This is a genomic window from Paenibacillus sp. YN15, assembly GCF_003285005.1.
In the GTDB taxonomy this organism is placed as follows: Bacteria; Bacillota; Bacilli; order Paenibacillales; family NBRC-103111; genus Paenibacillus_AR.
In genome coordinates this window covers 1-14,772 of sequence record NZ_QMFA01000010.1, presented here as the reverse complement: position 1 = coordinate 14,772, position 14,772 = coordinate 1, and the positions used below count along the sequence as shown (strand labels likewise).

General features: G+C 56.9%; 13 protein-coding genes. 3 read left to right on the top strand and 10 right to left on the bottom strand.

Annotated features, from left to right (window positions below; translation table 11 throughout):
• Window positions 1-73: 73 nt before the first annotated feature.
• The 4 genes from DQG13_RS10540 to DQG13_RS10525 all read right to left on the bottom strand — a co-directional run bounded on the left by DQG13_RS10540 (window position 74) and on the right by DQG13_RS10525 (window position 4,517).
• Window positions 74-1,081 carry an NAD-dependent epimerase/dehydratase family protein gene (locus DQG13_RS10540; RefSeq protein WP_113019719.1) on the bottom strand — a complete coding sequence of 336 codons (1,008 nt, stop codon included), beginning with the start codon at window positions 1,079-1,081 and terminating at the stop codon, window positions 74-76.
• Window positions 1,078-2,307: an ATP-grasp domain-containing protein gene (locus tag DQG13_RS10535; RefSeq protein ID WP_113019718.1), complete on the bottom strand. Its 1,230-nt coding sequence runs from the start codon at window positions 2,305-2,307 to the stop codon at window positions 1,078-1,080. Before DQG13_RS10535 ends, DQG13_RS10540 begins: the two co-directional genes overlap by 4 nt.
• A complete protein-coding gene (locus DQG13_RS10530; RefSeq protein ID WP_113019836.1) occupies window positions 2,297-3,292 on the bottom strand; it encodes a beta-ketoacyl-ACP synthase III in 996 nt (331 codons plus the stop codon). Before DQG13_RS10530 ends, DQG13_RS10535 begins: the two co-directional genes overlap by 11 nt.
• A 373-nt stretch (window positions 3,293-3,665) precedes the next feature.
• The gene (locus tag DQG13_RS10525; RefSeq protein WP_113019717.1) at window positions 3,666-4,517 is read right to left on the bottom strand and encodes a helix-turn-helix transcriptional regulator; all 852 of its coding nucleotides are present in this window, start codon (window positions 4,515-4,517) and stop codon (window positions 3,666-3,668) included.
• A gap of 135 nt (window positions 4,518-4,652) precedes the next feature.
• Between DQG13_RS10525 and fabF the strand changes: the two genes are divergently transcribed.
• Window positions 4,653-5,891: a beta-ketoacyl-ACP synthase II gene (fabF, locus tag DQG13_RS10520; protein WP_113019716.1), complete on the top strand. Its 1,239-nt coding sequence runs from the start codon at window positions 4,653-4,655 to the stop codon at window positions 5,889-5,891.
• A gap of 153 nt (window positions 5,892-6,044) precedes the next feature.
• Here the strand turns inward: fabF and DQG13_RS10515 are convergent, their stop codons facing one another.
• Together DQG13_RS10515 and DQG13_RS10510 are read right to left on the bottom strand one after the other, a co-directional pair.
• On the bottom strand, window positions 6,045-7,694 hold the full coding sequence (locus DQG13_RS10515; protein WP_113019715.1) for a DUF4179 domain-containing protein: 1,650 nt from the start codon (window positions 7,692-7,694) through the stop codon (window positions 6,045-6,047).
• Window positions 7,651-8,211, bottom strand: a complete 561-nt coding sequence (locus tag DQG13_RS10510) for an RNA polymerase sigma factor (protein WP_113019835.1) — start codon at window positions 8,209-8,211, stop codon at window positions 7,651-7,653. Before DQG13_RS10510 ends, DQG13_RS10515 begins: the two co-directional genes overlap by 44 nt.
• Window positions 8,212-8,549: 338 nt before the next feature.
• Between DQG13_RS10510 and DQG13_RS10505 the strand changes: the two genes are divergently transcribed.
• Window positions 8,550-9,350 carry a class I SAM-dependent methyltransferase gene (locus tag DQG13_RS10505; protein WP_113019714.1) on the top strand — a complete coding sequence of 267 codons (801 nt, stop codon included), beginning with the start codon at window positions 8,550-8,552 and terminating at the stop codon, window positions 9,348-9,350.
• Window positions 9,351-9,608: 258 nt separating this feature from the next.
• Here DQG13_RS10505 and DQG13_RS10500 read toward each other — a convergent pair whose 3' ends face one another.
• The 4 genes from DQG13_RS10500 to DQG13_RS10485 form a co-directional block, all read right to left on the bottom strand.
• Window positions 9,609-9,938 (bottom strand): ABC transporter permease, encoded by a 330-nt coding sequence (locus tag DQG13_RS10500; protein WP_258525624.1) that lies wholly within the window; start codon window positions 9,936-9,938, stop codon window positions 9,609-9,611.
• A 173-nt stretch (window positions 9,939-10,111) separates the two neighbouring features.
• Window positions 10,112-10,741 (bottom strand): TetR/AcrR family transcriptional regulator, encoded by a 630-nt coding sequence (locus DQG13_RS10495; RefSeq protein WP_113019712.1) that lies wholly within the window; start codon window positions 10,739-10,741, stop codon window positions 10,112-10,114.
• A gap of 152 nt (window positions 10,742-10,893) precedes the next feature.
• Window positions 10,894-13,275, bottom strand: a complete 2,382-nt coding sequence (locus DQG13_RS10490; RefSeq protein ID WP_113019711.1) for an ABC transporter permease — start codon at window positions 13,273-13,275, stop codon at window positions 10,894-10,896.
• 4 nt (window positions 13,276-13,279) lie between these two features.
• Entirely contained in the window at window positions 13,280-13,981 is a 702-nt protein-coding gene (locus tag DQG13_RS10485; protein WP_113019710.1) for an ABC transporter ATP-binding protein, read from the bottom strand.
• A 168-nt stretch (window positions 13,982-14,149) separates the two neighbouring features.
• Here DQG13_RS10485 and DQG13_RS10480 point away from each other — a divergent pair, with 168 nt between their 5' ends.
• Window positions 14,150-14,704, top strand: coding sequence for a TetR/AcrR family transcriptional regulator (locus DQG13_RS10480; RefSeq protein WP_113019709.1), 555 nt, complete (start codon window positions 14,150-14,152; stop codon window positions 14,702-14,704).
• Window positions 14,705-14,772 lie beyond the last annotated feature (68 nt).

Below are 14,772 nucleotides of genomic sequence, written 5' to 3'. Positions count from 1 at the left end.
GTAGGTTCGGCTGCATGTTTCGCTGTATGTTCTGCTGTATGTTCTGTTGTATGTTCCACTCTGTTTTCCAACGTCATCCTCCATCACCTTCCTTCCGCATCCACCATTCCGCAAACCGGCGCAGCCCCTCATGAAGACTCACCTGCGGCGCATACCCCAGCTTTTCCCTGGCCCGGGCAATATCAAGGGTTTGGCTTTGGGCCAAAACACTCACTGAATAACGGGTGAAGGTGGGCTCCCCCAGCATAGGCAGGAGCCGGTGGCTCCATTCCAGAAGCGCCGCCGCCCCATAGGCCACCGGGTACGGAAGCTTTTTCATCCGCAGAGGAGTCCCCAATATGGCGAACAGCTCTGCCAGCACATCCTGCAGCTTGGCCGGTTCCCCGTTGGTTATATTGTAGGCCTGGCCCAGAGCATCCTCCGGCGCCTGCCAGCCCAGCAGCATGGCATCCACCACATTGTCCACATACGTCAGATCAAGCATCACATTCCCTTCTCTGAAAAGAGGAATGCCCGAGGAGTCGTTTGCCCGCATCAGCCGGGGCAGAAGGGCCGTGTCTCCGGGACCGAAGATGGCCCGGGGACGCAGGATCAGTCCGGCCAGCCCTTCCCGGAAGGCCTCAAGCACCACCTGCTCCGCCTGGAGCTTGGTAGCCGCATAGGCATTGACCGGCCTGGGCGGAAGCGACGCGTCCTCCCGCACCCCCAACCGGTCCCGGTGCCCGGCAAAATAGATGCTTGGCGTAGAGATATGAATCAGCCGCCGGACTCCATGCTTCAGGCAGCCTGCGGCGACATGTCCGGTGCCGTCCACATTGACGGCGTGGAACTCCCGGTACGGTCCCCATGGAGAAGACAACGCCCCGCAATGAAATACCGCCTCTTGCCCTGCGCAGGCTTCCGCCACGGACTCCTTGTCCCGCAAGTCTGCCCGGATGAAGCGGATGCCCTGCGCCTCCAACTGGGCTCCGGCTGCAAGGCTCCGCCCAGTCCCGGTGACCTCCCATCCCATCCTGTTAAGCCTCATGCAGACATGCCGCCCCAAAAAACCGGTGGCTCCGGTTACCAAAGCCTTGGTCATGGCTCACCATTCCATTCCAGATCAATAGTTGTTGCTTCCGTAAGCGAAATTCCATGGGTCTTGCCAGTTCGCCACGCCTCCCGCAAAACCCGCAGCTGCTCTATGGCCGGGCCCATATCCGTCCGATGGAAAACCGCGTCGCGGGCAGCATGGAAGTCCTTCGCCCATCCGCGCAGCTGCCGGAGGCTGCGGATGCCGCTTAAGCCTGCCGCCAGCATGGGGACGGTGAGCATACTCCCGGCCTGCCCGGCAGGCTCCACCAGCACCCCGGCGCTGCGCAGCGCTTCCGGCTGAAGGAAGGCCTGCACCAGCCCGGCATTGCCTCCGAACAGGTGGACGCCGCTGGTTGCCCTGGGGTTGCATTCCAGAGCGTACAGGCCTCCGCCCTCCTCCTCAATGAAATCGAAGGCGATTTGCCCTGTAAATCCGATGGCCTTCACCAGCTTGCGCACCCATTCCAGAGACGGCTCATGGCGGATTGGCTCAAAATAGACGGTAGCCCCTTGCCCGATCCGGTAACGGCATGGATACGCCCCATGGGCCACCAGCTCCCCTTCATATGCGATGCTATAGGTGGCAAGATGGCGGCCCTCAATGCGCCGCTGAGCTACCCAAGGGGCTTCCGGAGATAAGTCCGGCATAACCCGGGACAATATCTGCCTGCGTTGGGCGGCGGAATCGTTTGAGCTGAGGAACAGAACCCGGGAGGCGAAACGGGAATAAACCGGCTTCAGCACCAGACTCTCCTCCGACCGCTGCCCTTCCGCGTATGCCAGCCATTCCTCACGATTCGCAATAAGCCGCGTTTCGGGCACAGACAGGCCCAACCGCCGGGCAAGAGCGGCAAACCGCCATTTATTATGCAGCTCCCCCAGCTCTTCAATGGGAGCAGCCCAAACGGCGCAATGTCGCTTCAACCGCTCCAGTCCTTTGGCTACGAAAAAAATCTCCTCGCAGGTGGGAATCAGCACATCCACCCCTTCGCGGGTCACGATAGCCTCCAGCGCTTCCAGAAAGGAAGCTGTTTCCCCATTGGGCGGCGGCACGGCAAAGCTTTGCTCCACAGCCCGGGATACGCGGCATAAATGACGGCGGGCGCTCTCCGCAACCAGCACCCGGTGACCGGCGGCATGGAAAGCCCGCGCCAGCTCCAGGGTACATGGCGCCCGTCCGCCCGTCAGCAATATGTTTCGGCGGCGGTTAGGGGGCGCAGCTTCAATAGACAAAGGTCATCCCTCCGAGAGACAACCCTGCGGCAGTACCCAACAGCAGCACCCGGCCGCCCCGTTCGATCCTCCCTTGCCGGATAGCCTCGTGAAGCGCCATCGGGATGGACGCGGCAATGGTATTGCCGTGGTTGGGCGTAATGTTCACCAGCTGCTCCCCGGTGATGCCCAGTTTTTTCTGCATCAGCCTAAGCGCCATGGCGCTTCCCTGATGGGGGATTACGGCTTGGAAATCCGCCATCCGCAGCTGCGCTTCCAACAGGAGCTCCTCCACAAAACCGGGCAGGAGCTGGGAAGCCATTTTGAAAATAGCCTGTCCGTTCATATGAAACAGGAACTCTTCCTCCGTTCCCGCATGATGCTCCCGGGGATGCATCCGTGTGCCGCCGCCGCGGATTTCGGACAGCGCCGCTCCTTTGCTGTATGTGCGCAGGGCCGACCCGATAATCCGCGACTCCCCGTCAGACGGCCCGATAATGACCGCAGCCGCTCCATCCCCGAACAATGCCGCACTCTCCTTTTCCTTCCAATTCAGACCCACGGAAGCGATCTCGGAGGACACCAGCAGCACATGCCGGTACCTCCCGGCCTCCACCAGGTACGATATCAGATCCAAACCAACCAGGAAGCTGAGGCAGGTAGCATCGATGTCGAAGGCGGGCACGCCGGACATCTCCTGGCCCAGCGCCCGCTGAATCAGCACAGCCGTACTGGGCAGCACCTGCTCCTTGGTGCCGCTGGTACAGACCAGACAATCGATGTCCGTGAAATCGAGCCCCGCTTCCGATAAGGCCGCCTCCGCCGCCCTCGCTCCCATATAAGACGCAGTCTCATGGCCGCTTGCGAAATGGCGGATCGTGACATCCGTCATTTTGCGGACCCATCCCTGCGGTGTTCCCAGGCGGAGATCCATCTCCTCATCTGTCACAATCCGGCTTGGCAAATATTTCCCAGTCCCCATAATTCGGACATATCGCGTCTGCATAGCCATCCCCCGCTCTCCATTTCCACGAAAGTCCTCTTTTGTTCAACCTCTGCCAGCGTCAATTGCTCTTGCGTCATGGTTCACTAATTCGACACTTTCCGGCAGAACCCTTTTTCGGGCTGATCCGCAACAGCAAAAGCCCCGGCCGGAACGATCCCGGTCAGGGTCTTAAGAAAAGCTTGAAATTTTAACGGCGGCCAGAGCTCTTATTCTGCCAAAAAGGAAAGCTTTCAAAATCTAACGGCGGCAGGCGCTCTTATTGTTGCGGAATTCGGGGAAAATCTCCCTTTTGAGTCCAAATAGCGGCCGTGGCCGCCGTTACAAATTTCCAGCTGCGTATTCGAGGCAAATAGCGGCTTCCGCCGCCGTTAGCTCAGTCTGCCGCCTGCCGCTCCTCCATCAGCTGCCGCAGCTTGGCCTCCGTGTTCGTGTCCGGCGCGGGGGTATACACGTTGCAGCGCAGATCGTCTGCGCCATATACCTTCAGGGAGGTAAGCTCGTAGACCATCTTCCCGGCGCGGGCGTGGCGGAATTCCAGATGCACCTCCGGCGCGTAGCTGACCTGGCTGCTTTCCCACATGGCCTTAAAATCCGGATGCTCCTCCATCATCTCCTCCAAAAACTGTTCATACCAGCCATCTCCCACATATTCGCCGTAATAGGAGCGGAACATGGAGAGGAAGCTGCTGGAGAATTGCTCCCAGTTCACTGCCAACCGCCGGAATTCCTTCCGGGTAAAAAGAAGGCGGATCATATTCCGCTCCTCCGGCGGAATACGCTCGAAGTCCAGAAACACATATGCGGCCGCAGGATTCCACCCGACGATATTGCACATCCGGTCGGAAACGATAACCGGGCAGTAGGTGAGCTCCGTGATGATTTTCCGCAGCGATGGACTCAACTGGACGGCTTCCCGCCTGGGGGGTACCGGTTCGCCTCCATTTTCAAACGCCAATGAATGCAGATATTTCCGTTCGTCGGCATTAAGCTGCAGGGCGGTGGCGATACAGTCCAGCACCGAGGTGGATACCTTGATGTCCCTGCCCTGCTCCAGCCAGGTATACCAGGTGGTGCTGACGCCGGCCAGTTGGGCAACCTCCTCCCTGCGCAAGCCGGGGGTTCTTCTTCTGGCGCCGGAAGGCAATCCTGCCGACTCCGGGTTCAGCTTGGCCCGCTGGTTTTTGAGGAAGACGGAAAGCGCATGTAGCCGGACCTGGGATGTCATAAGGAAGCCTCCTTCGATCACGGGGAAAATAGTAGTATTTATACTAGGATAAACGCTGTCTTGTAATAGGATATATTGAATGACATTATAACCTTAATACGGATCACTTACAATGACCAGGAGGCTGAGTTCATAATGGAAAGAGTCGTAATTACCGGGGGGGGCGTTATATCGCCGCTGGGCAATGATGTGGAGAGCTTCTGGTCCCGGCTCGTGCGTGGAGAATCCGGGATCGGGCTGATCGGCAGCTTCGACACTGCCAGGCATAAGGTCAAGATTGCCGGAGAGGTAAAGGAATTTGATCCTGCTGCAAGATTCGGCTTAAAAGAAGCCCGGCGCATGGACCGGTTCTGCCAGTTCGCCCTGGCCGCCGCGGAGCAGGCCTTCACCCAAGCGGGCTTCCGGGATGACGGCATCGACCGGGAGCGGATGGGGGTATATGTGGGCTCCGGAATCGGCGGCATCCAAACCTTGATGGGGCAGGGCGAGCTTCTGGCCGCCCGCGGGCCGGAACGGGTCAGTCCCACTCTGGTGCCCATGATGATCGCCAATATGGCGGCGGCCATGATCAGCATCAAATACGGCGCCCTTGGTCCTTCCCTGGCCCCGGTGACCGCCTGCTCCATCGGCAATACCGCCATCGGCGAAGGGTTTCACCGCATTCAAGCGGGCAGAGCAGATATTATTCTGGCGGGAGGCTCGGAGGCGGCGCTGACGGATATCTCCCTGGCCAGCTTCGCCAATGCCACCGCCCTCTCCACGCGCAATGGAGAGCCGGAGCAGGCCAGCCGTCCCTTCGACGCGGAGCGGGACGGGTTTGTGATGGCCGAAGGAGCCGGCATTCTGGTGCTGGAGTCGCTGACCCACGCCTTGCGCCGGGACGCCCGCATCCTGGCCGAGGTGGTGGGGTACGGCGCCAGCTCAGACGCCTACCACATGGTGGCGACGCCGGAGGACGGCAGCGGGGCGGCCCGGGCCATGCGGCTGGCTTTGGCCGATGCGAAGCTGGCGGCGGCGGATATCGATGTCATCAGCGCCCATGCCACCAGCACCGTCATCGGCGACCGTTCGGAGACAACGGCGATCAAGCGTGTGTTCGGCCAGGACGCCTGCCGCATCCCTGTCACGGCCAACAAGTCCATGACCGGCCACATGCTGGGAGCCTCCGGCGCAGCGGAGGCTATCGCTCTGGTGCAATCCCTGCAGACGGGCCTCATCCCGCCGACCATCAATCTGGATCATCCCGATCCGGAATGCGATCTGGATTATGTTCCCCATCAGGCCCGATCCGCCAAGCTCCGCTTCGGTCTGTCCAACTCCTTCGGCTTCGGCGGCCATAATTCGGCCATTGTGCTGAAGACTTATGAACCGTAAGGCAGCTTCCGCCCTTTGCTCTCCCATCCGCAAGACGTAGCACAAACAGCCTGCCCGTTATGGGCAGGCTGTTCCGCATTTTCATTCGGGGGCTCCCCCAAAAGTACCCGGAATTTGCTTCCAAACATCTCGTCACTTTTGGGTGATTGTTTATCACGGGCTAATTACAGTTCGCAATTCCTTGTCCGGATTTTCCGTGTAATACCAGAAAATATAAACATCCGCATCCTTGCCCGCAAACCCCGGATACTTGTCAGTGGCCTGATTGTTGCCGTCTCCTCCGAAGCTGACAGTCATCTTCTGGCCTACTTCCCGCTTTTCCCCGCTGAGCATGTAGGTCTGATTGACTCCACCGAAGCCCGGGGTCCCGCTTTCGCTTTGCACATATAGGCTGCCGTCTTGCCGGAAGTACGTCCAGAGCACGGAATAACCGCCTACATCGGTAGTGATGGTCTTTTTCTCTTCGCTGATCTCCCGGAGCGGGATAGGCGCTTTGGCATCCTTGCGCTCGACTCTTTCGTATCTGGCCACAAAACTGACGACGGATTGTTCGGTTATCCGCACCGCAGGCGGAACCTCAAACCGGAACACCGTCTCTTCCGGATTCGTGTGGGAGTCCGCTATCCCTCCCCGCAAAACAACGCCGTCCACCTCCAGCGAATAATTCATAAAGGGGAAACGGGCATATTTGTCATGGCTGGCTTTGATTCTGACCTGGGTGGGGGTCGTAATCATCCGGGTCAGTGTCATCTTCTGGTCCAGATGCTCCAGGGGAATGTTCAGCTCCCGCTTCACTGTGCCGCTTTCCATCCGCTGCTTATCCAGCTGCAAATCGAAGATCCAATCGGCGTTGATCCGCTTTGCCTCTTTACTGTAAAGCAGCTTATACGCCACCTGCTCCTGCTTCAGTTCGCTCAACAGGAATGACTGCTGCCCTGTATAATTCCCGTTTTCATCCGGTTTCCCAAAAGCGCCCGTACCAGCCTCGGACACCGGTACACCCCCGTGAAAAACACCGATGCGGGGGAAAGCCCACTTTTGCGCTTCCGGCTGATCGAAAGCGATGGCGGAATTCAACATCATTTTGTCACCCTGGATAAAAGGCTTTACGGTCAGCTGCCCGATGCCGTCCTGCCGGATGTCGAAGGTTTGCACCTGTTCCTCCAACGGCTTAAGGGATAGCTCCCGCTCTACAGGGGATATAGCCTGCACATTGCGGAATGTGAGCGTCACATTGGCCAAAGTCTCTGAAGGCGACCATTCCGATTCGAAGTAACCTCTCCAGGTTTTGGCGGCAGGGTCCCAATTCAGCTGCTTCCAGCCTTCTACAGGCTGGCCGTTGGCGTCCTTCAGCTCCACTTCCTCAATATTGAAGAACATCCCTTCCTCCGGCGTTTTGTCTCTGGTGTTCAAGCTGAACAAAATTACCGTCCGGTTTTCGTCTACAATGGCAGTTTCTACTGTAACCGTCACTTTCTCTCTGGTCACCGACTGTCCGATAGCTTGCCCCAACCCTTGCTCCAGAGCGGAACGCACCCCGGCCCTGTAGGACAGGATGGTATCCCACCGGTCGGCAACCGCCGCCACTACAGGAGCCGCCGCCAGCAAAGCCGCCAAAGCCCCGATTGCCGCTACTTTCCGCAGCGGTTTTCGCTTCTTCGTCTCCGGGGGTACGGGAAGAAGGGTTGCGCCGGGCTCCGGCAATTGATTCTCCAACCGGCTCCACATGGCGTCAAAATCTGGATAATCCATGGTTTCGTCATGATTTATACATTGAGCAAGCTTGGCTTCCGTCTTGTCCATATGGGTGCGCGTCCTCCTTTTCCAAAGTCATTCCTCCGGCTTCCATCATCGGGCGCAGCAGCTTCAGCCCCTTGTGCAGCCTGGATTTCACCGTTCCTTCGGGTATGGACAGAATGGATGAAATTTCATTCAAGCTGCATTCATGCAGGTACCGCAGAGATACTGCCGCGCGGATTTTCGCAGGCAGCCGTCCCAGCAGCCGCACGGTTTCCATAGCCGTTTCCCGCTCCTCGGCAACGGTCTCGGCCGCCTTGGCCGTTTCCGGCCGCCGCTGGAACAGGAGAAGCTGCCCATCCGTCCGGTGCCGGCTGCTTTTCTTCAAATGGTTCAGACAATGATTTACTGTAACCCGTAGCAGCCAGGTTTTGAGATACTCCACCTGACGCCAGTTGTGGCGGAACACCGTCACAAACACATCCTGGCAGACATCCTCCGCATCCGCTTTCTGCTGGAGCATGTACAGGCAGGTTTTATACACTTCTTTTTTGTAGGTTTCAAATAACTCCTTTTCGGTCAAGCGCTTGCCTCCTTCCAACCGGCTGCATAATAAACAATCCGAACCGGCCAAAGGTTCATTTTCCAAAAAAAACGCCCAGCCCGCCAGAAATAGGAACACGTCCAACAGCAGGATACTGCTCGCCTTGTATTTCTTCATATTTTATAAGAGGATGAAGAATTGAACAATCGCCGCGCGCCGGACAGTCCGGTGAATTTCTTATTCCCCCAGGGGAAGCCGGCCCAAGTCGGATATCGGAGATTTATAGAATATAGATTCCACTTTAGCCTTCTTGTTATGTTATAATTGATAATGATAATCATTATCCTACTGATATTATTAGGGGAGGTCTTCAACGGATGGGGTCATTTAAAGGAAACGTGGATTTTGCGAGAATACCCGGGCATTGGGTCCTTGCGAACTTGGGGAAAACGGTGCTCCGGCCGGGCGGTATCGAGTTAACGCGGATTATGCTGAATCGCCTGGACATCTCGTCCAAGGATGCGGTGGTGGAATATGCGCCCGGCGTAGGCAGAACCGCCAAGCTGACACTCGGCCGCAATCCGCGCTCTTATACGGCCATCGAGCAGGATCAGGAAGCGGCGGGCGTGGTGATGTCCTATTTGAACGGAACCAACCAGACCTGCGTGGTCGCCGATGCCCGGAACCCTCCTCTGCCGGACAGCTCCGCTACCGTTATCTATGGCGAAGCCATGCTGACCATGCAGCCGGATCGTCTGAAGGAGCAGATTATCCGGGAGGCCAACCGGATGCTGCAGCCCGGCGGCCGTTATGCCATCCACGAAATGTCGCTTCAGCCCAATGACATCTCTTCGGAACTGAAGGATACCATCCACAAGGATATTTCCAAGGTGATCCGGGTGGATGCCCGGCCCTTAACCGTGGACGAATGGAAAGGGCTGCTGGAGCGCAACGGCTTCCGCGTCATCGAGGTCCATACCGCCCCCATGCACCTGCTGCGGATGAAGCGGGTCATCTCCGATGAAGGCGTGCTGGGTACGCTGAAGATCGGATGCCGCTGCGCCACCCGGAGCGGCGCCTTCAAGCGGGTATCCGCCATGCGGCAGACCTTCCTCAAATATGAAGACAATCTGGGCGCGGTGAGTATTATTGCGGAGAAGGAGCAGAAGCAGGCTTAGGAGGCGGGCGCGAAACGATAGCGCTCAACAAATGACCACTATTAAGGAAACAAGCGGAGATTTTGCGAAATAAGGAACATGAAATGATTGCTAAGTTGATCAAAATCCCCATTGAGAGCTCAATTTAGGCGAATAGCAATCATTTCATGATCACTATATGGGACAAATGCTGCAGGGTTGGGCGGATAGCAATCCATTATTGGCGCTTACATGCCTCTGCGCTTCAGGACATCGGAGTTATCCGGGGAGCAGGCGCCCCTACCGCTGATCCGCCCGGCGCCACCACCCCAACGTCCCCGCTATCCCCAGCAAGCCAACAACAACCGGCGCCAGATAGCCGCGGGAGGCGCTGGCCGTGAATACGACAGGACCGCACAGCAGGAGCTGCATGCCGCAGATGATCAGGAGCTGAACGAAATAATGCTGCGCCACATCCATGGTAAGGCCCGGCATGCGGAACAGCACCCTCTCGAGCACCGCAAATCCGTACGTCGCCATCGTCATCACGAAACACCATATGAGGGCAGACACCAGCTTGGCCCAAACAATCCTTCCGCGGGATACGGGGAGCGCCAGCAGATCCTTCACCGTCCGGTCGGTATATTCCCGGCCGAAGGTACGGATAGCGATACATTCTGCACCACCGTGTGCGGCCCGTACCGTTTGGTCAGGCCAACCGTCCGGATCGGCTCCTCCATCCAAATTCCTCCTCTATTAACTAACCAAACGTTCGTTGAATAAAATAAGCAAAAAAAGACAGCTTACCGGGACCACAATGCTGCATAATAGTCAACGATACGCTGCCTTTGCTCCTGCCCAATGGCATGTCCGTTCATCATCCCCTGAATAATCAGGACTACAATATGGGATAAAAATTGGGAGGCTGCCATTTCGAAATCTATCACCCGAAGGTCTCCCCGGGCAGAAAGCCTCTGCAAATAGTCTTCCATGGCCCGGAACGACTGTTTGGTCAGCGCCTCCAAAACCTCCTTCTGCTCCTGGTCCAGCAGGTTTCTCTCCTGCACCAGAATAAGAAAGTACTCCCGGTCATGCTGAAGCTGCCCGGAAATTCCTTCAATCAGAGCCAGCAGAGTTTGGTCCAATGCCGGTTCCCCCGAGAATGTTTCCTCCAAAAAAGCAACAATCCGCGCAATCCGCTCTTCTTGGGCATGCTGCAAAACCGCCCTCAGAATATCCAGCTTGCCTCCCGGAAAATAATGATAGGTCAAGGCCTCCGCCATGCCGATGGCTTTATTCAATTCACGCATGGAAGTGCCATGATACCCTTTTTCGGCAAATAGCCGCTTTGCAATGGCAAGAATCTGCTCTCTGCGCTCTGCCGCTTGCATGTCGCGGTTGGTCATCCGTTTTGGGCTTCCTTTAACCCCCATACCTTCACCTCCTTTGTTTTCACTTAACGTTCGTTGAATAAATCATATTCTACCGGTCTGTCCTTTGTCAAATGGTGCAAAAATACAGCCGCCAAACATCAGAAGCCCGATGCAGAGCGGCTATTTGACATGCTAATCATAAGGAGCTTGCTCTACTCCACACTCTTCAGCGCCTCCACCATGACAATCCGGTTCAGCGTCCGATTGGTTATCCAATTGACGGCTACCGCAAAGCAGAAGGTGATGGCCGCAGTGATCAGATAGCTGACCGGCTCCACATGGACGGCGAAATGGATGGACGGCATATTGAGCGCCACAGTAAGAAAGCCGCTGATGAACCTGCCGACAGGCAGCCCGATGAGAATCCCCGCCGCGGTAAGCAGCAGTGTTTCTTTGTTCACATACTGGTGCATTTCCTTATCATAAAAGCCCAGCACCTTGATGGTAGCCAGCTCCCGGTTGCGCTCCGAGATATTAGTGGTGGACAGGGTGAAGAGCACCACAAAGGCCAATCCGCCTGCCATTACAATAATCAGGAGCAGCACCGCATCCATCAGGTCGAAGCCGTACTCCTCCAGCAGAGCGGCGGTGCTTACCGCTGAAACTACATGGTCATTGTCCAACAGCGACTCCGCATACGCCGCCTGCTCCTGATCGGATGCCGCAGACAGATGGGCCAGTAAGCCGTTGGGAGTAAAATCGCCGAACAAAGCCTCATACTGCTTCTCGGACAGGTAGACAGTATTGCCCAGGTAATTTTTTATAACCCGGGATACGGTCACCTCATGCTGCCTGAGCCCCATATCCTCCAGAGCGAGAGTGTCTCCCGCCTTCAAGCCGAGAATGCGCGCTGCATTCTGGGTAAGCAGCACCCCGTCGTCCTCCGGCTGAACCAGCTCTCCGTCCACACTCTCCAGGCGGATGTAATCCCCGATTGCCGCATCTTCGGGAACCGCCATAAGCTGCACCTTTTCCGCTTTCCCTTCGGCGTTGATCAGCTTCACGCTGTCCGCCCGCACATCCAGGAAATCCTCCGCCTTGCCGTCGGCGGCCAACTGCTGCACCAGGGCATCAAACTGTCCCTCCTGGGCAACGGCCAGCAGATCGTAGCGGTAAACCGTCTCATATTGCTTGATTCCCAGGTCGGCAATGGAATCCTTGATGGCGAAGCCGCAAAGGATCAGCGCGGTGCAGCCCATGATGCCGCCCACCGTCATAAACAGCCGCTTTTTATAGCGGAACAGATTGCGCACGGTCACCTTGTTCAGGAAGGTAAGCCGGTTCCAGACCGCCGATATCCGCTCCAGGAAAACCCGTGAGCCGGCCCGCGGCGCCTTGGGACGCATCAGGGAGGCCGGCGTTTGCCGAAGCTCGCTGCGGCAGGCCAAAGCCGTTGCCCCGAGGATGGCTGCCAGGAACAGGAGGACGCCGCCCACCCCATAAAGGATGTCGAAGCGCAGCTCATACTGGGGCAGAGTGTACAGCTCCTCCAGCACAAGGGAGATAAATTGCGGCAGGAGCACAAAGCCGAACAGATCCCCCAGCATTCCCCCAAGCAGGCAGGCCATAAAGGCAAACAGCAGATATTTGCGGTAAATGGCGGCGTTGCTGAAGCCCAGCGCCTTATAGGTGCCGATGAGCCCCCGCTCCTCCTCTACCATCCGGGTCATGGAGGTCAGACTCATCAGCACGGCCACCAGGAGGAAAATCACCGGGAATACCTTGCCCACCGCTTCAATGGAGGACAGGTCGTTGATCATGCTGGAATAGCTGTCCAGGGAGGTTCTGTCCTGAATATACCACGGTACGCCGGTATTGGAGCCGGTTTGCCCACGCTGGCGTTCAATCTCTTCGACGACCTTCCGCACAGCCTTTTCATATTCACCGGAAAAAGTGTCCAGCTCTTTTGCGTCCGCCAAGGTGGCGTAGATGGCTGTAAACATGGGGCTCTTGACAGTGCCGGCAGGCACAAAAAAGGTATAGTCGGTGGCGACAGTGGCGCGGAACACACTGGCCATGCCGGTGCTTTGAATATTCATGGGGTCCAGAACCACGCCGGTAATGGTATACGTATCATTGCCGATGGCGACGGCGTCGCCGATGGAGGCTCCGCTTTCCTCCATGTACTTGGGGGTGACGGCAATTTCTTTGGCTTGAGCCGGCAGCGCGCCCTCCAATATGTAAGGGGCGTTAATTCCCTTTGCACCAAGCACCTTCATTTCCGCGCTTTTCCCCGCACCCTCCACTTCCGTCTGGACGGTTTGGCTAAAAGCTCCTTCGGCCGCTTCCACACCCTTCACCTGGCTGACCGCCCTTACGTCCTCCTCTGTCAGCCCCGCGGGAGACATGATGCGGATATCAAACAAATTCTGCCGGTCGTAGAATTTGTCTGCGGAATAATACATATCCATGCAGGAGGCGTACAGACCTGTCAGCATACCTACACCCAGCGCCGTAATGATCGCAATGGACAAAAACCGCTTCCACCCTTTGCGGATGGAGCGCCAGATATCGTTCCGGTAAGCTCTGTTCATCCTCTCACCACTCAATCTGCTCGATGGGAGTCGGCTGCTCATTATGCACTATTTTGACCACCTGGCCGTTCTTGAAATGGATCACCTTATCCGCCATCGGCGCCAATGCAGAGTTGTGGGTGATGATCAGCACCGTAATGTTCTCCGTGCGGCACATGTCCTGGAGCAGCTGCAGGATCTGCTTGCCCGTGTTGTAATCCAAAGCGCCGGTGGGTTCGTCGCACAAAAGCAGCTTCGGCTTTTTGGCAATGGCGCGGGCAATGGATACACGCTGCTGCTCTCCGCCGGAGAGCTGGGCCGGGAAGTTGTTCTTCCGTTCGGATAGCCCCACCTTATCCAGAGTTTCGGAGGCGTCCAGGGAATCCGGGCGGACCTGGGCGGCCAGCTCCACATTTTCCAAGGCGGTCAGATTCGGCACCAGATTATAGAATTGGAACACAAAACCGATGTCCGTGCGGCGGTAACCCACCAGCTGCTTGCCGGTATACCCGGAAATCACTTCGCCGTCTACAACAACCTCGCCGGAAGTGGCCGTATCCATCCCGCCCAATATATTGAGGGCTGTGGTTTTGCCGGCGCCGGAGGCACCCAGAATCACGGCCAACTCTCCTTTTTCCACGGAGAAGCTGGCATTCTCCAGCGCGCGGATAACCACCCCTTCGGAGGCATACTGCTTTGCCACTTGATTAAATTCAATATAGGCCATCAGGTTCTCTCCTCTTGACTTTTGCTTGCTGATTCCCTATCGTAATAAACACCGTGTTGCTTTGTCAACCTGCAGATGGATACAAAACGTTGGTTTCCCGACACAATAACCTGCAAATGTCGGTTTCGATGCATATCCGGAAAATCTGTTGAGGGGAGGAACAGAAAGATGAAAGAAATGAAGCTGGACCGGAAAACCCGCTATACCCGCATGGTGCTGCAGGACAGCCTCATGGAGCTGATGAAGGACAAACCCATCAACAAAATCACCATCAAAGAGCTGTGCGAACATGCGGACCTGAACCGGACGACCTTTTACGCCCACTATACCGACCAGTACGACCTGCTGCGCAAAATCGGGGATGAAGCTTTGGCATGGGCCAAGGAGGCTGTTGCCATTCTTATCGAAAAAACCGATGAGCGTGAAACCATGAAGGTGCTGGAGAGCATCTGCCATTATTTTGCCCAAAACAGCAAACATCTTCAAATCCTCATGAGCGAGCAGGGGGACATGGATTTTCAGAAGGAGCTGCTGACCCTGATCTACCAGCAATGCGGCATTAGCACCTTGGCCGAAAACGGCGGGGACAGGGCGGAGCTGTATTTCCGGTTCGTCGTTATGGGAAGCGTCGGCCTCATCCAGCACTGGCTAAAAACCGGGCTGAAGCAGCCCCCCGAAGAAATCGCCGGAATTATCTATGATATGGCGGCGCTGCTGCGCTAAGAATCATGACCACCCGTCAAACGGGTGGTTTGCTCTGCGGCTATAAGCCTTTGTCACCGGCTAGCGTC

Bases quoted from the DNA above. Each gene is read 5' to 3' on its own strand.
- DQG13_RS10540 (WP_113019719.1), bottom strand. From the start codon at position 1,081: ATGACCAAGGCTTTGGTAACCGGAGCCACCGGTTTTTTGGGGCGGCAT.
- DQG13_RS10530 (WP_113019836.1), bottom strand. From the start codon at position 3,292: ATGCAGACGCGATATGTCCGAATTATGGGGACTGGGAAATATTTGCCA.
- DQG13_RS10525 (WP_113019717.1), bottom strand. From the start codon at position 4,517: ATGACATCCCAGGTCCGGCTACATGCGCTTTCCGTCTTCCTCAAAAAC.
- fabF (WP_113019716.1), top strand. From the start codon at position 4,653: ATGGAAAGAGTCGTAATTACCGGGGGGGGCGTTATATCGCCGCTGGGC.
- DQG13_RS10515 (WP_113019715.1), bottom strand. From the start codon at position 7,694: ATGGACAAGACGGAAGCCAAGCTTGCTCAATGTATAAATCATGACGAA.
- DQG13_RS10505 (WP_113019714.1), top strand. From the start codon at position 8,550: ATGGGGTCATTTAAAGGAAACGTGGATTTTGCGAGAATACCCGGGCAT.
- DQG13_RS10495 (WP_113019712.1), bottom strand. From the start codon at position 10,741: ATGGGGGTTAAAGGAAGCCCAAAACGGATGACCAACCGCGACATGCAA.
- DQG13_RS10490 (WP_113019711.1), bottom strand. From the start codon at position 13,275: ATGAACAGAGCTTACCGGAACGATATCTGGCGCTCCATCCGCAAAGGG.
- DQG13_RS10485 (WP_113019710.1), bottom strand. From the start codon at position 13,981: ATGGCCTATATTGAATTTAATCAAGTGGCAAAGCAGTATGCCTCCGAA.
- DQG13_RS10480 (WP_113019709.1), top strand. From the start codon at position 14,150: ATGAAAGAAATGAAGCTGGACCGGAAAACCCGCTATACCCGCATGGTG.